This is a genomic window from Halomonas sp. AOP7-B1-5, from assembly GCF_052353045.1.
GTDB classification, from domain to species: domain Bacteria; phylum Pseudomonadota; class Gammaproteobacteria; order Pseudomonadales; family Halomonadaceae; genus Vreelandella; species Vreelandella colorata.
In genome coordinates this window covers 170,288-190,669 of the sequence record NZ_JBQTDC010000002.1, presented here as the reverse complement: position 1 = coordinate 190,669, position 20,382 = coordinate 170,288, and the positions used below count along the sequence as shown (strand labels likewise).

Genomic DNA, 20,382 nt, shown 5'->3' with positions numbered 1-20,382 from the left:
TTGAAAAGTGGTGGGCCCAGTAGGACTTGAACCTACGACCAAGGGATTATGAGTCCCCTGCTCTAACCAACTGAGCTATAGGCCCGAAAAGCGTGCATATAATAGCGAATGTAAAGGGGCGAGGCTACCCCTACGCGCGTATCTTGGCGCACTAATGGCACTTTTTGCAGGTTTGCGGGTCTTGAAGGAAGTCCTTTATGCGGAGACGCGCCTTGAAAGCTTTGATTGCTCTTTTCCCGCTGCTGCTAACGGTGCCTGTTCAGGCAGATTGGCAGCTCGATCCTGGTCAGTCTCGCGTAGAGGCGGCGATTACCCAGTTAAACGGGGCGACACCCCAAACGCATCATCACCAGGTGCGCGATCTACAGGGGGATATTTCGCCGGATGGCACACTGCGCTTGCCGCTGAAACTCAGCCAGACCGACCTGCTTTCGCGTTTTAGTGATCTGCCGCCGTGGGTCGCTTTGCTTTCCAATACGACCCTGGTCACTCTGATTGGTCAGATGTCGCCGGAGCGGCTAGATGCGCTGGATATCAATGAGTCGTTAGTCGAGACCATTACCTTTCGCGTGCAGAGCGATATGGTGAACCAGGAGGAGTCGGTGCCCTTACGCTTTACCCGCGAAGGTTTGAATCAGGTGCGGGTGACTCACGCGGAACCGATGGCGCTGGATGGCAAGGCGTTAATGGCCAACAGTACGGTTCGCACACTTCTTACCATGCTGGGTTATCAGCAAATTGATGACCACGTTCCCATTACGCTGGACGCCCTGCTAATCAACCGCTAGTTTTCTGGGCGCCGCTCCTTCAGGCAGGTTCGGTAGCCCGGCGCACGTTTGCGAGTAACGGGCTACCGGTATCAGGGTCAGACAGCAGCGTGCAATCCACCTGATACAGCTTGCGCACCAGCTGAGGGGTGACCACTGTGGCGGGTGCCCCCTGGTCGATAATCTTGCCATCGCACATGGCGATTAAATGATCGGCATAACGGCAGGCGCTAGCTAAATCGTGTAGTACCATCACGACGGTGCGCCCGTGCCCTGCCAGGTGTCGCACCAGCTCGAACACTTCAATCTGATGGCCCAGATCCAGCGCCGAGGTAGGTTCATCCAGCAGCAAAAGCGGGGTTTGCTGGGCGATGGTCATGGCGATCCAGGCGCGCTGGCGTTGGCCGCCGGAAAGCGCATCGATGGGCCGGTCAGCCAAATTTTCAAGCCCCGCTGCGGTCAGCGCATGCTGTACAACGCGCTGGTCTTCCGCCGACCATTGGCGTAGCCAGCCTTGGTGCGGCTGGCGTCCAAAACGAATCAGCTCAGTGACCGTCAGCCCCTCAGGGGCAATGGCTTCCTGGGGCAATAGCGCCAACTGCGTAGCGAGTTGGCGCGACGGCAGGCGCTGAATATCCTCACCGTTAAGCAATACGTTGCCGCCATCAGGTTTATGTAGGCGCGCAAGCCCTGCCAGCAGGGTCGATTTTCCACATCCGTTAGGCCCGACAATCGCCGTCACTTTGGCGCTGGGCAGCGCCACATCCAGGCCGTCGATAACTCGCCGTGTGCCATAGCCCATATCCAACGCTTCGGTGGCAAGGGTCGGCGGGGTTCGAAAATTGTTCATGCGTGACTCCGTTGCGGGCGCATCAAAATCCATAAAAGCCAGGGGCCACCAATAATCGCGGTCACAATCCCTACTGGAAGTTCAATAGGCGCCAGTAGCGTGCGCCCTGCCAGATCCGCCAGTACCATCACTAACGCGCCGGCAAGCGTCGCGGCGACCACCGGCACATGCCGCGGAGTAGACAGCGCGCGAGCAATTTCAGGGCCGATTAGCCCTACCATACCGACAGGCCCGGCCACGGCTACAGCCAGTGCCGTGAGGACCACCGAAAGCAGGAGTATTTGAACTCGTCGGGCCTTGGCGTTCACGCCCAGGCCGTTGGCCGTGGCTTCGGAAAACCGCAGGATGGTCAGCGAACGGGCCAGCGCCAATGCCGCCACAAAGCCCAGCATCAGCCCGATGCCCAGCAGTTGAACCGAACCACCGGAGCGAGCATTCAGCGAGCCGACCGTCCAGGGATAAGCGGCGTTGGCGGTATCAATCGCGACCCGCGCCAACAAAAGCTGAGTGATCGCTCCAAAAACGGCCCCCACGCCGATACCCGCGACAATAAAACGGTAGCCCTGGGTGCCACTGCCTGCCGCCAACCCAAAGGTCAGTACGGCGGCAGTAACCGCACCGGTCAAGGCCATGGCAGACGGTGCTAATGAAACACTCATGCCTACCACAGAAGCCACCGCAAACGCGGTGGCGCCGTTATCGATTCCGATAATGCCCGGTGTCGCCAGGCGGTTGCGGGCCAGAGTTTGCATGAGAATACCCGCCAGCGCGAATGCCCCGCCGGTGAGACATGCCGCCACGAGCCGCGGCAGGCGCAGCTCCTGCACCATGAACCCGGTCATCGCATCGCCCTGCCCGGCCAGCGCACTGATTACCTCGCGCGGGCCAAGCGTCAGGCTGCCCAGGCAGAGGTACGCAATGCCTGAAAGCAGCAGCGCCAGCAGTAGCCCGGCATTCACCCAGACGGCACGCCGCTCAATCAGAATGCTGGTGCCACGTCCACTCCACCGCCAATAGCCGGTGGGCGAGATTACCGACACCTCATCCGCTGCTTTTATCGAGGGAGCGCTGAAGAGCAGTGCGGCAGTATCCTGTTTTCGGAATTCAGTTTTTAAGCAGCGAGGGGTCATAGACAGGCTCATAACATGGGTAACCGGCGGGCACGTACGGCGGCAATCAACACAGGCGCTCCGCATAATGCAGTCAGCACGCCGAGCGGCAGCTCAGAAGGCGACACCACCACACGCGAAATGATATCGGCCGCCAAAATAATCAAGGGCCCTATCGGCAGGCAAAACCACAGGGTACGCCGGATATCCGGCCCGGCAAAGGCGCGAGCGATAAACGGCACGACCAGGCCCACGAAAATGATCGGCCCGGCAATCGCCGTTGCCGCTCCCACCAGCAGGGCAACACAAAGAACCACCATCGCACGGATAAGCTGAGGATGATGGCCAAGCCCAGAGGCCATGCGCTCACCCAGCGCCAGCGCCGAAAGCGGCCGCGCAATAAGAGCAATAAGCACCGTACAAAACGCCATGGAAGGCAAGACTGCCCATAGATCCTCCAGGCGACGCCCGGCCAGACTTCCAATGACCCAGAAGCGCACTTCATCGGCCGAGCGCTGGTCGAACAGCAGTATCATGGATGTCATTGCGCCCAAGAGTGCAGAAAAGGCCGCCCCAGCGAGCACCAAGCGTATGGGGTCGTTACCCACTCCGCGCCATCGGGCAACGCCCAGGACGCACAGGCACCCCACCAACGCGCCTACTTGGGCAACGGAAATACGCAATGAGGCAGCGCTTGCGCCCAGCACCAATGCCAGCGCTACGGCAAAGGCGGCGCCTGCGCTTACTCCCAGCAAGCCGGGTTCGGCAAGCGGGTTGCGCGCCACCGCCTGAAGCAGCGCTCCGGATACACCCAGTGCCATACCCACGGCAATGCCAATCAAAGTACGCGGCGCACGCAGCTCCCAGACCACGAAGTACGCCTCGCTGTTCTCATTGCCCAACAGCATCGAAAGCGCCTGCGAAGGCGAAACGGTGCCGGCGCCAACGAGTAGGCTAACGACACTCACCGCCACAAGGGCGGTGAGCAGTAATGCGAGCAGCGTTCGTTGTTCAAGACGCCGCGTTATCAGCGCAACCTTCACGGCAATAAGGCTTCTTCGATATCGTCAAGAAGTGCCTGCGCGGCCAAGGGGCCCGATGCGCTGCTCCAGACCTGACCATTGACGGGCACCACGTGACCCTGCTCCACCACGTTCAGGCGAGTAAAGGCGCTGCTTTGCTTGGCGGCGTCTAAAGCCTGCTGCCCTTCTTCGTTGAGCGTGGCAAGGAACAGCCAGTCACCATCAATTAGCGAAAGGTTTTCAAGGCTCAAAATATCGCTGTGCGCACTGCCTTCTTTCACCAGCCCCTGGTCATCAACCGTTAATCCGGTAGAGGCAAGAACACCGGTCGAGAACAGTTCTGATGACATGACCATCGGGCCTGCCGGCATCCAGCGTACGATGTAAGCGCTGCCGCCAACCTCGGCTTCACTAAGGCGCTGATTAAGTTCAGCAGCGCGCTGCTCAACGGATTCAAGCGTCTCATTAATCTCAGCGTCCTTACCCAAAGCCTGGCCGAAAAGGCGTGATTCATCTTTCCAGCCTTCCTTTGAAAGGCCTGTACTAGGGGGCACTACGGTAGGAGCAATACGTGAAAGCAGACGATACTGCTCTTCAGGGAGCTGGGGAGCAGCAAGAATCAGGTCTGGCTGCAGACGAAGGATGGCTTCAATATTGGTTTCACGGGCAACGCCTACCATTTCCAACTGGCTGGTATCGATGTGCTCACCCATGTAAGTCGCCACTTCGCTGCCGCCACGTGTCGCAATCGCCCCAATCGGCGTAACGCCCGCCGCGACCGATGCATCCAGTGCGCCTTCGTAGAGCGTCACGATACGCTCTGGCGAGTCAGGCACTTCCACTTCGCCAAACGCGGTATTAAGCTCCCGCGCTTGCGCAGTGGCAGCCAAACTACTTAACAACACACCGGTCAGGCTAAGGCGCAGTACTGTACGCAGCATTGTGAACCCTTACTGTTAATTTATTTCTTTAATAGTAACGATTCTCAAAAGCAAATGCAGTACTATTTCATAGAATATCTTGTTCCATTTACAGCAACACCAAACCCTTCCCGATCGTGTTGCTTTTATTGCAACAGACTGTTCCTTGATATCCACTCGTGCATGGGAACCTTTCTTTTTAGAATTCCCAACTCATTTGATAATAAATATCATTAGCAAGTAAATCATAAACAAGGGGATCTCTATGTCACGCTTTACTCGCAACGCTTTAACCAGCGCTGTTGCTCTTGGGCTTGCTGCTGGAGCAGCCAATGCTCAGGAAAATACTCAGCTTAATAACATGGTTGTTACCGCCGCTGGGTATGAGCAGTCGCTGAATAGCGCCCCTGCGAGTATTTCTGTGGTAACGCGAGAAGAATTGGAGCAGAAGCAGTTTTCCAATATCGCCGAGGCAATTGCCGATGTACCAGGTGTCGATGTACGTTCCGGCACGGGTAAAACCGGTGGCTACAATATCTCCATTCGCGGCATGCCGAGTGCTTACACGCTGATTTTGATTGATGGGCGTCGCCAGAATACCTCCGGCGATGTTACGCCCAACGGTTTTGGTGAAACCTCAACCAGCTTTATGCCTCCGCTCTCGGCCATTGAGCGTATTGAAGTTATTCGCGGCCCGATGTCGACGCTTTACGGTTCGGACGCCATGGGCGGCGTTATCAACATTATCACCCGCCGCGTGGGTAACGACTGGGCAGGCTCTGTCTCGGTTGAGAACACGTTCCAAGAAGATCGCGATGCGGGCAACGACTCAGCGATCAACCTGTATGTTTCCGGCCCGCTTGTCGAAGATACCTTGGGCCTGCAGCTGCGTGGTCGGGTATATGATCGCGACAGCTCTGAGCGCATGGTAGAAAATAGCGTGGGGCGCGACCCGCGTCCCTCTGAAGCACGCATCTACTCGATTGGCGGGCGTTTGAACCTCACGCCGGATGACACCAACGAACTGTGGCTGGATGCCGAGCGCTCCCGCCAGGTTTACGACAATTCAGACTGCCGCCTGGGCAGCCTGGATGGCCTGAGACGTAACGACTGCTCAACACCCGACCCGAGCGCCACCTTCGGCTACGAGGATGAACTGCGCTTTAACCGTGACCAGATTGCCGTAGGCCACACCGGCCATTACGCCGCCGGTACCCTGGAGAGTAGCGTTACCCACAACTTTACCGAGTCGCTTGGCCGCACACTGCCTGCGGGCAACGCGCCCGACTACGGTTATGTCGCTCAGGGAGGCGAACCGCGTCTTCTGGAAAACCGCGATATCGTGGTCGACAGCAAATTTGTTGCGCCCCTGGATAACCACATGGTGACTATCGGCGGTCAGTACATCGATGCCGAACTCAAGGACGGCACGGCAGGCAACGAGAAGTTCTCTCAAACCAGCTGGGCAATGTTCCTTGAGGATGAGTGGTTCCTGCGTAACGACCTGGCGCTGACACTCGGCGGGCGCTATGAGCACCATAATGCCTTTGGCAGCCACTTCAGCCCGCGTGGCTATCTGGTTTGGGAAACCACGGATAACTGGACGCTCAAAGGCGGTATTAGCCAGGGTTACAAAACGCCCACGCTTAACCAGCTGCATGACGGTGTTAATGGTTTCGGCAACCAAGGCCAGTCGATCAGCCTCGGCTCTCCCAACCTGAAACCTGAAAAAAGCACCAACTATGAGTTGGGCGCTATTTACGACAACCTTGACGGTTTCTCTGTCGGCGCCACGGCCTTCTTCACCCAGTTCCGTGACCGCATTGCCGCTGGTGACGACCTGCCCAACTGCCAGTTCATCGACTCTAATGGCAATCAGCCGTTTGCCAATGCTGCCAACTGTTTGAGCGTGGGTAACTTCACCCAGCAGGATACTTTCGGTCAGTCGGTCAACGTTGATCGTGCGGAAACCCGTGGTGTTGAGTTAAACAGCAGCTACCAAATTGCGCCTGCCTGGACGATCAGCGGCGGTTATACCTACACCGACACCGAGATCACTTCCGGTGAAAATGAAGGTCAGGCGCTCACCAACGCGCCTAAGCACAAGCTGACTGCCGATCTTAATTGGTCGATCAATGATCGCTGGTCTACCGCTCTGGAAGGCGAGTACTACTCTTCGCGTGAGCGCTTCAGCAGCGGTGTTACCGGCTCATCGGCAGCTCTTGTCGAAGAGCTGGGTAATAACCTGAAAGGCTACACGCTGTTTAATCTGCGCAGCTCCTATCAGGTTTCCGACAACGTTCGTTTGTCTGGCACTATTTATAATCTCTTTGATAAGGATTTCTCCGCCTACAACACTTATCAATATGACGGCGATACTTATATTGCTTATGACTACACCCAGACAGGCCGCTCGACCGACGGCGTGGCGCTAGATGGCCGCAGCCTATGGGTCTCGGCAACCTATGATTTCTAATCGTCGATAGCTTATCCGTCGAAGAACGCTCGCAACGTTCCTGATACTGTTTCAATGCTGATTTGATGCCCTGGCCTCGCGCCGGGGCTTTTTTATGGGCTTTTTAACCAACCGACCCTGCTACCAGCGCCCTATCTGATCTAGCCGCCTGCCCTATTGATAATCGACTCTGTCACAGAACAAGGGACACCATTACACCCCCCCCACTATAAGCTTACGAATTTATTACAGTTGCGTACATCACAACGACATGTTCATGGTTTTCCCCTCGATTTATGGAATTCTTAACAATAGAATACAAATCTCATATGAGAATAAATATCAGATGCTAACGAATTCATAAAAGTAGAACGTAATATCATCTCAAGGGAAAAACATGGCTTATTTTTCACGTCGCGCTTTGGCTAAGGCTGTCAGCCTGTCTTCGATGGCCATCGCTGCCGCTGCTACCGCCCAGGAAAACACCTCGCTCGATCCGGTTGTGGTAACTGCCTCAGGCTTTGAGCAGTCCATTGCGGATGCGCCCGCCAGTATTTCAGTGATCAGTGGTGAAGAGCTGAACCGCCAATCCTATAGCGATATTACCGACGCGGTTAAAAACATTCCGGGCGTCTATGTTACCGGTGGTGGAGAAGCGCAGGACATCAGCATCCGTGGAATGGACAATAGCTACACGCTGTATCTGATCGATGGTCGCCCCATTTCAGCCGGACGAGCCGTTAATACCAATGGGCAGGACGAAGGCAAACAGATCGGCCTTCCACCCATTTCAATAATCGAGCGTGTTGAAGTCATCCGCGGCCCCATGTCCTCGCTCTACGGCTCGCAGGCAATGGGCGGCGTTATCAACATCATTACCAAACGCGTGCCGGATGAATGGTCGGGCCAGGTTACGACCGAGTACACCCACTCTCTTAACGATATCAACAACGACTCGCAACAGATCAGCTTCTATACCGGGGGCGCTCTAATCGAAGGGCTGCTCGGCTTAAGCGTACATGGTAGCTGGCGCGGTACGGAAGAGAGTGATTATGAAGGCGGTGGCGACAACGCTGAGAGTACGCCTGACAGCGATACGCGCCAGATCGGTGCCGAGCTCACCTTGACCCCGGACGAGCTGAACGAATACAGCTTCGGCTATACTTCTTCCATCAAAGAATTCACACATAACTCGGGCATCAGTGTACCCATCGACCAAGATTCATCTACCTACCGCTACGATAAAGATGTATTCACGTTGGGTCATAAAGGCACGTACGGCGCCTTTATGACAGATACCTACCTGCAGCATGATATTTCAGAGCGGGTAAATACGACGCCCGATGAGAAGCGTGAGGAAGTCACGACGTTTAATAATCAATCGACCTACTTCTGGGGCGACCATATGCTGACCTTTGGCGGTCAGTACCGGGTAGAAGATCTTGTCGATGACACCAATGGACTCATCGGCAACTCACCCAATGCAATGCGCAGCGTTGATCGCTGGATTGCCGCGCTGTTCGTCGAGATGGAGTGGAGTCTTACGGATGCCTTCAGCGTAACAACCGGCATGCGTTACGACGACGATGAACTATTCGGCGGCCACCTTTCTCCGCGTGTTTATGCCAACTACCACCTGACGCCGGAGTGGACGTTCAAGGGCGGTGTGTCTACCGGTTACTCCCAGCCTGGCCTTGCCGCTGCCACTGAAGGCTTTGGCCGCGGCACTGGCGGCGGTGGCTCCCCGGCACCTCATGCACGCGCGCTGATTATTGGTAATGAAAATCTCGATCCTGAAACCAGCACCAACTATGAAGCCGGGTTTGTCTTTACGAGCGACGATCGCCGCCTTACCTCAAGCATGATGCTGTTCCATACCCAGTTTGAGGACAAGATCGCGGAAGACCGCTACTGCAACACGGCAAATGCCGATCGCAACGATCCCTCCACCTGGGGGTGCTCATACGCCGGTAACGAGTATGTGTTTATCAGCACCTACCGGAATATCGATGAAGCGCAAATGCAGGGCGTAGAGTTCACATTAGACTACGACGTTACTCAGGATGTACGCCTAAGCTCCAGCTATACCTATACCGACTCCGAGCAGAAATCGGGTGAATTTGCTGGCGAGCCGCTGAACAAGATCCCCGAGCATATGTTCAACCTCGCGGTTGATTGGCAGGCCACCCCTGAGCTGAATCTGTGGACGCAAGGTAATTATCGCGGCTCCACTAGCGATTACCTATCACGCACCAGCATGGACGACGGCACGCCAGGGTATAGTTTTGTTGATGCCGGCTTGGTTTATAGCCTGACTGACCGCGCGCAGGTTAAAGCTGGTATCTATAACATTGCCAACAAGGAAGTGACTAACGATGAGTATGGCGTCGTACTCGATGGCCGTCAGTACAACCTGGGCCTAACGTTCGACTTCTAATGGCTGCTTAACTGGCGATCCTTTTTCGATACTGCCTCGATCTTTTTGCCCCGCTTAACGTGGGGCTTTTTCGTTTTTATTTAACTTAAATTGCAAGTATTAACTAACAGCAAGTACTGAAATGCATATTATTTGCATCCCCGTTGTTAAGTGGCACAATAGACCATTCTTAATTGCTGTGTGGCCTGACGATGTACGACTTTGACGAACTCGCTGCTTTCGCTGATGTAATGGCAACAGGTAGTTTAACACGCAGTGCCCAAAAGCTGGGGTTAGCCAAATCGACCCTGAGCCGCCGTATCAGCCAACTGGAAGCGCGGCTCAATCAACCGCTATTAAGGCGTCAGGCTAATCGGTTGATTCCTACCGAGGCTGGCCTGTTGTTTCATACTTACTGTACTGAACTGCTGGCAATGGCGAATCATAGCCAGGAAGCCCTGGCGGAGCTGCGCGAAGAGATCAGCGGCCTCGTGACGCTTGAGGCCCATGGCGCCTTGGCTCGCAGCTGGATGTCAGAAACCGTCAACGCATTTTTAAACCGCTACCCAAAGGTAGAGCTGGCCCTTCATACACGCGAAACCCCGCCTTCCAAGATGCACAGCAATAGCGTGCACGTGTGGCTTGGTCATACGCACGAATGCGGTCTTAATCAGGAGCGCCTCGGCCATTTAACCCGCGGCCTGTATGCCAGCCCCCGCTATTTGGCCGCGGCCTGCGCGCTAACTCACCCGGATGAGCTTGAACACCATGCTTGGGTTGATTTACTGGATAGCTCGCCCAATGGGCTGTTGCTGGATCATCCTGAACAGGGCGAGTACCTTTTCACTCCCCCACGTTCGCGCCTGCGGGTGGATTTAACCGCATTGCATATTGATGCGATTGCGAGTGGCCAGGGCATAGGGCTGTTACCCCACTGGCTGGTAGAAAAGCGGGAGCAACATCACCCCGGTGATTTAATCAACTGTTTACCTGGCTGGGAGCCGGCGCCACTGCCTATCACGCTACTTTACGCCTATGGTTATCAGTCTCGACGCACCAACGCGCTGCTTGAGTTTCTGCGTGAGTGCGCACCAAAGCAATGGCGTATTCCGGTAAGCGCCACTTAATCAATTTACCTATTTGCCTTGCCAGTTAGTCTGCTCATTAACGACAATGGGCAACGAATGACTGTCAGGGATCATCAATGCTTGCCGAACTTTTTGCCGTTATGGCCCCCGTACTTGCTGGCGCGGGGCTGGGTTTTTTATGGATCCGCTTAGGGCATCCATACCCTGTCGATTTCGTGACCCGCCTGGTTTTTAACATCGGCACCCCTTCGCTCGTGCTCGCTTCATTAGCGGGTGCCGATATCGATGCCAATACCTTTGGCCGCACCATGCTTGCCACAGCACTGGTGATCATTACGATGGGAATAGCAACCTTCGGTGTTGCCAAGCTGCTGCGCCGTGATTGGCGGGTACTCTTGGCGCCCATGATGTATCCCAATACCGGCAACATGGGCCTCCCCGTGGTGCTCTATGCGTTTGGTAGCGCTGGCTTTGCTTATGGCATCACGGCGATGATTACCGTATCGCTGTTTCAGTTCACGTTGGGAGCAGCCCTCAACAGCCGAGGCAATCCGCTTAAAACCCTCATCAAAACGCCCACGGTGTATGCCATATTAATTTCTATGGTGCTGCTGCTGACCAATACCTCATTACCGCCTTGGCTCGCCAACACGGTGGGTCTCATGTCTGGTTTTACCGTACCGTTGATGCTGATTACCCTAGGTGTTTCTCTGGCAAGTATTCAGGTCAAAAATCTACGTTCAGGGCTTGGGTTTAGCCTGGTGCGTATCCCCTTGGCGGCTGGTGCCGCTTGGCTGATTGCCGGTTGGCTGGGGCTTCCGCCGCTCGCGCAAAGTATTTTGGTGGTGCAAATGTGCATGCCAGTGGCTGTATTCAACTACTTGTTTGCCCAGCGCGCCCAGCGTGAACCTGCGTATGTAGCGAGTTTGGTATTTTGCTCTACGCTATTAGCACTATTTTATCTTCCTGTTCTATTAGCCCTATTGATGTAGCTTGGTAGAGCCCTGCCCAAAGGCAAAGCGTCACTGCTAAACTGGAAGCTTGGCAGCTACCGCTACAATGCCAGTTACAACGATGATTTCAATAACGGTTACAGTACGGTCACTTCACCATCGGAGAGCTCTTTATGCACGATGCAAACAAGGCTTATGCGTTGCCGCGCTGGCTAGCGCCTGGGTTTACCACACTCTGTCTGGCCGCAAGCTTAAGTAGCGCTCATGCAGAAACCGTGGGTGAGGTGGTCCAGACCGAGTATCTTGATTTTACGATTGAGCGGATAGCCGGAGATTTTGAACATCCCTGGGCGGTGGCGTTTTTACCGGATGGCCGTTTTCTGGTCAGTGAGCGTAACGGCCAGTTGAATCTGGTTGATGAAGAAGGCCACTCAAGAGCGCTTGAGGGCATGCCGCGCGTCAACCATCACGGTCAGGGCGGGCTGCTGGATGTTGTACTCCACCCTGAGTTTGGTGATGCCAGCGGCGAGCATGACTGGATTTACTTTACCTGGAGCAAGCCAGATGACAATGGCAGCCGCAGTGCGCTCTCCCGGGTAAAATGGCAGGGTGATGCGCTGGGCGATGTGGAACACCTGTTTGAACAGGATCGCGCATCCGGCCCCGGCCGCCATTACGGTTCACGTATTGCCTGGTTAACCGATGGCACGCTTTTAATGAGCGTTGGCGATCGTGGCTCCGACCCATCTAGAGCCCAGGCAAGCGACGATCATGCGGGCTCTACGCTGCGCCTGACGGAAAACGGCGATGTGCCAGACGATAACCCGTTTGTGGACAATACCAATACCCTGGATGAGATTTACTCCATGGGGAATCGCAATATTCAAGGCATGATCGTACGCAGCAACGGTGAGGCATGGGTAACAGAACATGGCCCGCTTACCGGCGATGAGCTGAATCATATTCAGGCAGGCCTTAACTATGGCTGGCCGGAAGTCACGCTGGGCAACGATTACGCTACCAATGAGCCGCTAGGGGCAGACTCACTCCCCGGCATGGTCGATCCTCACTATGCTTTTGAAGGCCGCTTTGCGCCTTCAGGTTTGGCAGAAGTCAGTGGCGAGCGCTTTAGCGACTGGGAAGGTGATTTACTCGCTGGCGGTTTGAGTAGCGAGCAACTGCTGCGCCTGCGCCTTGACGGCGAGGAAGTGACGGAAAACGAGCGCCTTCTGGATGGCCAGATCGGGCGTATTCGCGATGTTCGCCAAGGCCCCGATGGCGCAATTTACTTGCTAACTGACGAGACCCAAGGCAGCCTTTACCGTCTTCTGCCCACAGAGCAACCTTAAAACACTGTGCTTTTCATTGATGAAAGGCTTGATACCCATACGGAAGCAGCATGCGACTTCGTAATTTAATTATCTTAACCGTTATCGTACCGCTGTTTGTTGTATTGGTGGTATTTAGCATCGTCGCCATCAAATCGCTGGAAGACAATGTTCGCTCCAAACTGCAAACCGAAGTTGAAATTATTACTCGGGCGCTGAGCACCTCTTTAAGCTATGCCGTTACACGAGAAAGCCCGGCCCCTTTGGAAGAGGCGCTACAGTCAGCGTTCTCTTTTCACCGTATCTATGGGGCCTATGTTTTTGATCTGCAGGGGCGTGAAGTTTACGGGCTGGGGTTAGGCAAAGATCTCTTCACACCCGAGGAGATCCGCCAGGTTATCGAACGTGACGACCTTTACAGCAATTACCGCCAGCAAGAGGGCTGGACTTACTATTCAGCCATCACACCGTTGCGCACCCAGGACGGCACGGTACACGGCGTACTTCAGGTAAACCGTTTGAATACCGGTATCGAGAACTACACCGGGTTCATCAGTATCGTGGCGGTCCTTGTATTTGTGATTGGCGCGGCCGGCATCGTGTTCAGCATCTGGTGGGGGTTCAGGCGCTATATAGAGCGCCCGCTAAACCGCTTATTGCACGTTATGCTTTTGGTGGAAGATGGCGATCGGAGCCAGCGTGCTACCGTAGACGGCCCCACTGAGTATCGTCGGCTGGCCTCGGGCTTAAACGGTATGCTCGACGCTATGGCAGAAAAAGATCGCGATATTGAAGTGCGTCAGCACAGGGAGATCGAGCTTGAAAAACGCCTGCGCAAATCTAAAAAATTAGCCGAACTAGGCGTTTTAGCCGCAGGGGTTGCCCACGAAATCGGGGCGCCGCTGACGGTTATTAATGGCCAGGCCCAGCGTTTAGCGCGCCGTGACGTAATTGGTGATGATGAACGCGCAAAATTAGGGCGTATTCGTAATGAAGTAGAGCGCATTGTTGAAATCGTGCGCCAGCTGATGGAATTAGGTCGCCAGCATAATGTCGAAAAAGGCGAACTGGCATTAGATCAACTTATCCAAAATGCCAGCGAGTTAGTGGAAGAGGAGCTGGAGCCAAGAAATATACGGCTGGACGTTGATCTTCCGTTGCCCACCCCCCATTTATTAGCAAATGGTCAGCAAATCGTTCAGGTGCTTACCAACTTATTGCGCAATGCCGCGCAGGCGCCTGGGGTTTCTCATGTTCGCGTTCGAGCGCGCAAGAATGAACATGAACTAACGCTCTGGGTGGAAGACAACGGGCCCGGGATCCCCGTCGCAAATCATCAGCACGTTTTTGATCCCTTTTTTACCACCAAGCCGGTGGGCCAAGGCAGCGGCTTAGGACTTTCTATGGTGCACCGTATTATTAATGATCACGGCGGTACGATTGGCGTATTTAACAGTACTCTTGGCGGTGCTGGGTTTGAAATCACGCTACCCCTTAGTGAAACCGCATCCGCTTGAGGACAACATTTGTGACCCATCAGGAACACCCTTTACCGTTGTTGGTAGTGGAAGATGACCCCGCGATACGAGAGCTGTTAGAGGAAGAGTTGAACGATGCGGGCTATCAGACGCTTGGCGTGCCTAGCGCTGAAGAGGCAATCGCCCTATTAAGCCATACGCCAGTGGCCATGATGATTACCGATGTACGTCTGCCCGGAATGACCGGCATTCAGCTTCTTCAGCAGCTTCGCCAAAGTGGCAGTGAGCTGGGGATTATTGTGATTACCGCCTTTGGCACGATTGACCAGGCGGTAGAAGCACTCAAGCTGGGAGCGGATGATTTTTTAACCAAGCCGCTTGATCTGGACGCTATTCGTGAAGCCGTCTTTCGGGTGCTGGAGCGTCAGCGCCTGTCGCTCTCCCATGATACGGAGCTCAGCCATTTTCATGGCATTGTGGGTAAAAGCCATGTGATGCAGTCGCTTTTCCATGACGCCTCACGCTTGGCTAAAAGCAATGCCCCTATTCTGATTCTGGGCGAAAGCGGCACCGGCAAGGAGCTGCTGGCGCGTGCGATCCATCAAGAAAGTCCACGCCATGATGCCCCCTTTATAGCCGTCAACTGTGCCAGCATTCCTGCTGATCTAATGGAAAGCGAGTTTTTTGGTCATGTAAAAGGTGCCTTCACCGGTGCCAATGAAGCACGGAAAGGACTGTTTCATACCGCTCAGGGCGGCAGCTTGTTTTTGGATGAGATCGGTGAAATGCCGATTAACCTACAGGCTAAACTGCTCCGTGCGCTTCAGGAAAAAACCGTACGCCCGGTGGGCGGCGAGCGCGAAGAGCCGGTGGATGTGCGCATCATTGCCGCCACACACCGTAACCTGGATAAAGAAATCGAGCAGGAGAGCTTTCGTAGCGATTTATTTTATCGACTGGAAACCTTTTCGCTGCGGATTCCGCCCCTGCGTGAGCGGGGCACCGATATTGAACATCTGATTTTTGCGCTTATTGATAAGCATTCAGAAGCGCAGAACAAGCAGATTGAACAGATTGAACCCGATGCTTTAAATAGCCTTCTGAACTACACCTACCCAGGTAACGTGCGCGAGTTGGAAAACGCGGTAATGCGCGCTGTCACACTTAGCGAAGACGGCATTCTGCAGCATCAAGACCTACCTGAAAGACTGCGCGAACACGCATCCCAAGAAACCAGTGTGGAAATCACCCCTACGTTGAGCGGTGAAATACTCCCAGGCACACAACTACCGGCCCCCTCACCTACCCGCTGGCCAAGCCTTGAGGAAGTAGAAAAGCGCTATATACGCAAAGTATTGGAAGCAACTGGCGGCAATAAACGCCGCACAGCAGAGCTTCTGGGGATTGCGCGACGAACGCTGTATCGCCGTCTTGAAGATACGGAAGAGTAAGAACTTTTTTATCTAGGAGGCCAAATTAGCTACCGCTAATTTGGCCTTTATCTTAATGGACCAGGTTAATGGATCAGGTGCCATCTTCAGTAGGTGGTAAACCGTTTGCATCATCGTTGGCCATTGGCCCCTGGTTTAGCGGCTCTTCAGGCTCGGGCTGGGCATTTTCATTAGGGGGATCATCAGCGCCACAACCAGCCAATCCCAGCGTGCTTAACGCAACAATAGCCGCTAATAGCAGCGCTTTTATGCGGTGTTTATCCCTACTACGTTTATTCATTGTCACCATGTCGCTCTCCTTTGCATATCACAGTGGATATAAGTCCTGAGGATATAAACCAAAACCCATACTCGCCCTATCAACATAGCCAAGCCTATCGACGATGCAAGCCTATCGACGATATTAAACGAGCATTAAATCAAAGATAAAAAAACCCCCGCGGGCGCGGGGGGAAGGATGATAAACCGTGTGGAGCAGCCGCAGGGAACGAACAGCTGAAGCGGCTTATCATCGTAGGGAACGGTAACTACTTACTAACTCATTACACTTACTACTTACTGACTATTGGTTAACTCATCGTCGTTTTCTTCATTAGCACCGGGCATGGGGTCAGTACCTTCACCAAAACCAGGATCCTCTTGCATGTCTTGTGTACGCGCTTCATCTTCTGGTTGCATGGATTCCTGAGGCACAACCGGCTCCTCATCCATTGCCGAACCTGATGTAGCTGTGCCAGACATTGCTGAATCTGAACTTGCCTCGTCTGATGACTGCTCAATAGGAGAAGACTCGGTAGGCTCTTGAGTAACGGCTGCATCCTGCTCAGGGGCAAGAGCGCCTTGCTCCATAGATTCAGGCTGCTGAGCCGGAGGCATCTCTTCTTCATTGTCACCACAACCAGCCAGGAGTAGAACACTTGCCGCCGTGGCTGCCATGCACAATGTCATAATGTGCGGACGTTTCATTTTTACTTTGACTGGGCTATCCATAGAATCTGCCTCCATTAATACTTGTGCAAAACATCGCCTTCTATTTTGCTCTGCTTTGCTTCTACCTAAGTATTGCATCTAGCAGGCCAACTATATAATTAAATAAAAAAAACACAAAATATCAGTAACTTATAAAAAAATTCGCCTCTTGAAGCAAGAGTGTGACTGGGTACAAAATGGCACATGTGGCAATTTATAGCCGCGTTGAAAGGGGCGTTGTGACACAATCACCCCATTTATGTATAATAATTTTTAATAAATAACTAAATATATTCTCTTTTTTTCTTATAACTGCTTTGTGTAGCTGCTTTATCTGAGGAACAAGCTGCCTTGAACGAGAGCACCAAGACAAAGCGCCTCATACCAATAAAAGGGATCACGATGGATGAACAACGTCCTGTCAAAATTAAAGTACGCGGTCTAAGCAAGGTATTTGGTAAACAACCTAATAAAGCCTTAGAGCTACGCGATCAAGGCCTTAAACGCTCTGACATTTTGGAAAAAACCGGCCAGACATTAGGCCTTTCCAACATATCTTTTGATGTTTATGAGGGCGAGCTACTCGTCATCATGGGCCTGTCAGGGTCTGGAAAATCGACCTTGATTCGCTGCCTTAACCGCCTGATTGATACGACGGAAGGTGAAATAGTTATTGATGGCGAAAACATCCCAACATTGGGAGAAAAGGCCTTACTAGAGTGCCGTCGTCGTCATTTTTCCATGGTCTTTCAGAATTTTGCGCTTTTTCCTCACCGGACCGTTCGCCAGAATGCGGAGTTTGGACTGGAAATCCGCGGTATTGATAAGACTGAACGCCAAAAAATCGCCCATAGTGCGCTTAAACAAGTGGGCCTGGAAGGCTGGAAAAATGCCTACCCCAACCAATTATCGGGCGGTATGCAGCAGCGTGTCGGCCTGGCACGTGCACTAGCGAATGATGCCAGCGTGCTGTTGATGGATGAGGCGTTTTCAGCCCTTGACCCATTGATCCGCAAAGATATGCAGCAAGAGCTTTTGCAGCTCCAAACCAAAATGCAGAAAACGACGGTCTTTATCACCCATGATTTAGATGAAGCGCTCAATATTGGCGACCGGATCGTACTGCTTAAAGACGGTGAAGTGGTTCAAATAGGAACCCCTGAAGAAATCCTGACACAACCTGCCAACGACTATGTGCGCCGCTTTATTGAAGGAGTCGACCGCGCACGGATTTTAACCGCTGCAAGTGCCATGCGCCCACTGCGCACCACTGCCCGCGAGAGCGACGGCCCACGCACAGCGCTACACCGCATGCGCGAACACGCCATCGACTCTATCTATGTCGCTGATCGAGACCGTCGTTTGCTTGGCTTGCTTGAAGCCGACGCCGCCAATGTCGCGATTAAAGAAGGGGCTGAGAAAATCACCGGCCACCTGACTCAAGACTTCCGCAAAGTCTCCCCCGAGGAGCCGCTGCAGAATCTGTTTGCCATGTTTAGTGAAAAAAGCTTCCCGATCGCCGTGGTAGATGAAGAACAACGCTTGCTAGGCGTTGTGGTGAAAGGTGCGGTATTGGATGAATTGGCACGAGCAGGAGAGCAGTAATGGACATTCCTCGTATCCCGCTGGGCAGTTGGATTGAAGGCGGCCTGACCTGGCTGACAAGCGAATACTCCGTGGTTACCCGCGGTATTTCACGCTTTACACAAACCGGCATCAACAGTCTTAACGACGGTTTAATGTGGCTGCCCGAGTGGGCGTTACTGGCGATTATCGCCCTGATTTGCTGGAAGCTCGCCGGCCCTCGTTTAGCTATTGGTGCCGCCGCAGGTCTCGCGCTGATCTGGAACCTGGGCCTCTGGAACCCCATGATCGAAACCCTGACGCTGGTGGTGATCGCAACCCTCGTTGCCGTCGTCATTGCGATGCCGGTCGGTATTGCGGCGGCCTTGTCAGAGCGGCTTTATCGGGTGATCATGCCGCTGCTTGATTTTATGCAGACAATGCCTGCGTTTGTTTACCTGATCCCGGCGATTCCCTTTTTCGGAATCGGTTCTGTCTCGGCGATTTTTGCCACGGTCATATTTTCCATGCCGCCGGCCATCCGCTTTACAACTCTCGGGATCCGCCAGGTGCCTGTCGAGCTTATTGAAGCCGCCGATGCGTATGGCGCCACCCGCAGCCAAAAGCTCTTTAAAGTGCAGCTGCCGCTCTCGCTACCCACCGTGATGGCAGGCATCAACCAGACGATTATGCTGGCGCTTTCCATGGTGGTTATTGCAGCGATGATCGGGGCGGACGGCTTGGGTAGCGAAGTATGGCGCGCCATTCAGCGACTGCGCCCAGGCGATGGTTTTGAAGCAGGTATTGCCGTCGTTATTCTGGCCATGCTGTTGGATCGTTTAACTCAGTCACTACGCAGATCGTCTAAGTAATCTAGACAACCCATAGTCCGCGATGCAGATTGGCTGAAGGATGCGTTAACACAGATAACTTGATTAGCTAGATTTTCACGACCATGCTGAAACCGCCTTTTGCAAAGGCACTTACTATAAAAGGGAGCAAGTGAATGAAAACCCAAATGTTGAATCGTCGTATCCGCCTAGCCTCGGCAATGCTGATTGCCGGTACTGGACTGACCATCGGTGGCGTTGCCCAGGCGCAAGATCAGGAAACGATTAATCTTGCCTATGTAGAGTGGTCGTCAGAAGTAGCCTCCACTAACGTAATAGCCGCCGTGCTTGAACAGGCAGGCTATAACGTGGAGCTAACCTCGCTCTCAGCGGCAGCCATGTTCCAAGCACTTTCCACCAGCGATGCCGATGCCATTGTGGCGGCTTGGCTGCCCACGACCCATGCTGAATACATGGAGCGTATTGGCGATAAGGTTGAGGATTTAGGCGCCAACCTTGACGGCACAAAGCTTGGCCTTGTCGTCCCCTCCTATACAGAGGTCGATTCGATCGCTGAGCTAAATGACAATGCAGATATATTTAACAGCGAGATTATCGGTATCGATCCCGGTGCAGGCTTGATGGGGCTGACTGAAGAAGTCGTAAATACCTATGATCTTGATCTTCGTTTACGTAGCGGCAGTGACGCCACCATGGTGGCCGCACTTAGCAATGCCATTAATAACGAAGAAGACATTGTAATCACCAGTTGGACACCGCACTGGATGTTCGCGCGTTGGGATCTTAAGTACCTTGAAGATCCTGAAAACGTGTTTGGCGGTGCGGAACAGATCCACACTATTGTGCGCAATGGCCTAGCAGAGGATATGCCGGAAGCTTACGCAATTCTTGATGCCTTTGAATGGACCCCGGAACAAATGGGCGAAGTCATGCTTATGAATCAGGAAGATGGCAGCGACCCATACGAAAATGCCAAGCAATGGGTTGAAGATAATCAGAATGTCGTGGAGCAATGGCTAGATAGCTAACCGCTCCTCTAGCGTGTGCCGGTCCCAGCAGGTGCTGTGACCGGCACGCTTGTTCTAGGAAAAGTGCTACGAAAAACAAGCCCAGTAAAACAGCAATACAACGTTTGTTAATATATAGTTAAGCAAAGCTACAC

General features: G+C 53.7%; 17 protein-coding genes and 1 tRNA gene. 11 read left to right on the top strand and 7 right to left on the bottom strand.

Annotated features, from left to right (window positions below):
* Positions 1–8: 8 nt before the first annotated feature.
* A tRNA-Ile gene (locus ACT3XD_RS02110) sits at positions 9–85 on the bottom strand.
* A 112-nt stretch (positions 86–197) separates the two neighbouring features.
* On the opposite strand from ACT3XD_RS02110, the gene ACT3XD_RS02105 reads away from it, so the two are divergent.
* On the top strand, positions 198–788 hold the full coding sequence (locus ACT3XD_RS02105) for a hypothetical protein (protein WP_192537015.1): 591 nt from the start codon (positions 198–200) through the stop codon (positions 786–788).
* A 19-nt stretch (positions 789–807) separates the two neighbouring features.
* Here the strand turns inward: ACT3XD_RS02105 and ACT3XD_RS02100 are convergent, their stop codons facing one another.
* The 4 genes from ACT3XD_RS02100 to ACT3XD_RS02085 are packed head-to-tail and all read right to left on the bottom strand — an operon-like array spanning position 808 to position 4,689.
* Positions 808–1,617, bottom strand: a complete 810-nt coding sequence (locus ACT3XD_RS02100; protein ID WP_192537014.1) for an ABC transporter ATP-binding protein — start codon at positions 1,615–1,617, stop codon at positions 808–810.
* Positions 1,614–2,747, bottom strand: coding sequence for a FecCD family ABC transporter permease (locus ACT3XD_RS02095; protein WP_192537013.1), 1,134 nt, complete (start codon positions 2,745–2,747; stop codon positions 1,614–1,616). Before ACT3XD_RS02095 ends, ACT3XD_RS02100 begins: the two co-directional genes overlap by 4 nt.
* Positions 2,748–2,755: 8 nt before the next feature.
* The gene (locus ACT3XD_RS02090) at positions 2,756–3,769 is read right to left on the bottom strand and encodes a FecCD family ABC transporter permease (protein WP_192537012.1); all 1,014 of its coding nucleotides are present in this window, start codon (positions 3,767–3,769) and stop codon (positions 2,756–2,758) included.
* Entirely contained in the window at positions 3,766–4,689 is a 924-nt protein-coding gene (locus tag ACT3XD_RS02085) for an ABC transporter substrate-binding protein (RefSeq protein ID WP_192537011.1), read from the bottom strand. The genes ACT3XD_RS02090 and ACT3XD_RS02085 overlap by 4 nt, the downstream gene beginning before the upstream one ends.
* 244 nt (positions 4,690–4,933) lie before the next feature.
* Between ACT3XD_RS02085 and ACT3XD_RS02080 the strand changes: the two genes are divergently transcribed.
* The 7 genes from ACT3XD_RS02080 (at position 4,934) to ACT3XD_RS02050 (ending at position 15,837) form a co-directional block, all read left to right on the top strand.
* Positions 4,934–7,144 (top strand): TonB-dependent receptor domain-containing protein, encoded by a 2,211-nt coding sequence (locus ACT3XD_RS02080; protein WP_192537010.1) that lies wholly within the window; start codon positions 4,934–4,936, stop codon positions 7,142–7,144.
* A 376-nt stretch (positions 7,145–7,520) separates the two neighbouring features.
* On the top strand, positions 7,521–9,560 hold the full coding sequence (locus tag ACT3XD_RS02075; RefSeq protein ID WP_192537009.1) for a TonB-dependent receptor domain-containing protein: 2,040 nt from the start codon (positions 7,521–7,523) through the stop codon (positions 9,558–9,560).
* Between the two features lie 191 nt (positions 9,561–9,751).
* Entirely contained in the window at positions 9,752–10,666 is a 915-nt protein-coding gene (locus tag ACT3XD_RS02070) for a LysR family transcriptional regulator (RefSeq protein WP_192537008.1), read from the top strand.
* A gap of 77 nt (positions 10,667–10,743) precedes the next feature.
* Entirely contained in the window at positions 10,744–11,619 is an 876-nt protein-coding gene (locus ACT3XD_RS02065; protein ID WP_192537007.1) for an AEC family transporter, read from the top strand.
* Positions 11,620–11,753: 134 nt separating this feature from the next.
* Complete coding sequence (locus ACT3XD_RS02060; protein WP_192537006.1) at positions 11,754–12,929, top strand: PQQ-dependent sugar dehydrogenase; 1,176 nt, start codon at positions 11,754–11,756, stop codon at positions 12,927–12,929.
* A 50-nt stretch (positions 12,930–12,979) separates the two neighbouring features.
* Positions 12,980–14,425, top strand: coding sequence for a sensor histidine kinase (locus ACT3XD_RS02055; protein ID WP_192537005.1), 1,446 nt, complete (start codon positions 12,980–12,982; stop codon positions 14,423–14,425).
* An 11-nt stretch (positions 14,426–14,436) separates the two neighbouring features.
* Positions 14,437–15,837, top strand: coding sequence for a sigma-54-dependent transcriptional regulator (locus ACT3XD_RS02050; RefSeq protein WP_192537004.1), 1,401 nt, complete (start codon positions 14,437–14,439; stop codon positions 15,835–15,837).
* A 73-nt stretch (positions 15,838–15,910) separates the two neighbouring features.
* On the opposite strand, the gene ACT3XD_RS02045 is transcribed toward ACT3XD_RS02050, so the two are convergent.
* Positions 15,911–16,126, bottom strand: coding sequence for a hypothetical protein (locus ACT3XD_RS02045; protein ID WP_192537003.1), 216 nt, complete (start codon positions 16,124–16,126; stop codon positions 15,911–15,913).
* A gap of 266 nt (positions 16,127–16,392) precedes the next feature.
* Complete coding sequence (locus ACT3XD_RS02040; RefSeq protein ID WP_192537002.1) at positions 16,393–16,827, bottom strand: hypothetical protein; 435 nt, start codon at positions 16,825–16,827, stop codon at positions 16,393–16,395.
* 381 nt (positions 16,828–17,208) lie between these two features.
* Here ACT3XD_RS02040 and ACT3XD_RS02035 point away from each other — a divergent pair, with 381 nt between their 5' ends.
* From ACT3XD_RS02035 to ACT3XD_RS02025, 3 genes are all read left to right on the top strand, one after another.
* Positions 17,209–18,411, top strand: coding sequence for a quaternary amine ABC transporter ATP-binding protein (locus tag ACT3XD_RS02035; protein ID WP_192537001.1), 1,203 nt, complete (start codon positions 17,209–17,211; stop codon positions 18,409–18,411).
* Positions 18,411–19,241 carry an ABC transporter permease gene (locus tag ACT3XD_RS02030; RefSeq protein WP_192537000.1) on the top strand — a complete coding sequence of 277 codons (831 nt, stop codon included), beginning with the start codon at positions 18,411–18,413 and terminating at the stop codon, positions 19,239–19,241. The genes ACT3XD_RS02035 and ACT3XD_RS02030 overlap by 1 nt, the downstream gene beginning before the upstream one ends.
* Positions 19,242–19,375: 134 nt before the next feature.
* Positions 19,376–20,248, top strand: coding sequence for a glycine betaine ABC transporter substrate-binding protein (locus ACT3XD_RS02025; protein ID WP_192536999.1), 873 nt, complete (start codon positions 19,376–19,378; stop codon positions 20,246–20,248).
* Positions 20,249–20,382 lie beyond the last annotated feature (134 nt).

Coding starts and splice junctions, on each gene's coding strand:
- ACT3XD_RS02085 (WP_192537011.1), bottom strand. CDS start 4,689: ATGCTGCGTACAGTACTGCGCCTTAGCCTGACCGGTGTGTTGTTAAGT.
- ACT3XD_RS02075 (WP_192537009.1), top strand. CDS start 7,521: ATGGCTTATTTTTCACGTCGCGCTTTGGCTAAGGCTGTCAGCCTGTCT.
- ACT3XD_RS02095 (WP_192537013.1), bottom strand. CDS start 2,747: ATGACCCCTCGCTGCTTAAAAACTGAATTCCGAAAACAGGATACTGCC.
- ACT3XD_RS02100 (WP_192537014.1), bottom strand. CDS start 1,617: ATGAACAATTTTCGAACCCCGCCGACCCTTGCCACCGAAGCGTTGGAT.
- ACT3XD_RS02065 (WP_192537007.1), top strand. CDS start 10,744: ATGCTTGCCGAACTTTTTGCCGTTATGGCCCCCGTACTTGCTGGCGCG.
- ACT3XD_RS02105 (WP_192537015.1), top strand. CDS start 198: ATGCGGAGACGCGCCTTGAAAGCTTTGATTGCTCTTTTCCCGCTGCTG.
- ACT3XD_RS02035 (WP_192537001.1), top strand. CDS start 17,209: ATGGATGAACAACGTCCTGTCAAAATTAAAGTACGCGGTCTAAGCAAG.
- ACT3XD_RS02060 (WP_192537006.1), top strand. CDS start 11,754: ATGCACGATGCAAACAAGGCTTATGCGTTGCCGCGCTGGCTAGCGCCT.
- ACT3XD_RS02080 (WP_192537010.1), top strand. CDS start 4,934: ATGTCACGCTTTACTCGCAACGCTTTAACCAGCGCTGTTGCTCTTGGG.
- ACT3XD_RS02040 (WP_192537002.1), bottom strand. CDS start 16,827: ATGGATAGCCCAGTCAAAGTAAAAATGAAACGTCCGCACATTATGACA.
- ACT3XD_RS02030 (WP_192537000.1), top strand. CDS start 18,411: ATGGACATTCCTCGTATCCCGCTGGGCAGTTGGATTGAAGGCGGCCTG.
- ACT3XD_RS02025 (WP_192536999.1), top strand. CDS start 19,376: ATGAAAACCCAAATGTTGAATCGTCGTATCCGCCTAGCCTCGGCAATG.
- ACT3XD_RS02055 (WP_192537005.1), top strand. CDS start 12,980: ATGCGACTTCGTAATTTAATTATCTTAACCGTTATCGTACCGCTGTTT.
- ACT3XD_RS02070 (WP_192537008.1), top strand. CDS start 9,752: ATGTACGACTTTGACGAACTCGCTGCTTTCGCTGATGTAATGGCAACA.
- ACT3XD_RS02045 (WP_192537003.1), bottom strand. CDS start 16,126: ATGGTGACAATGAATAAACGTAGTAGGGATAAACACCGCATAAAAGCG.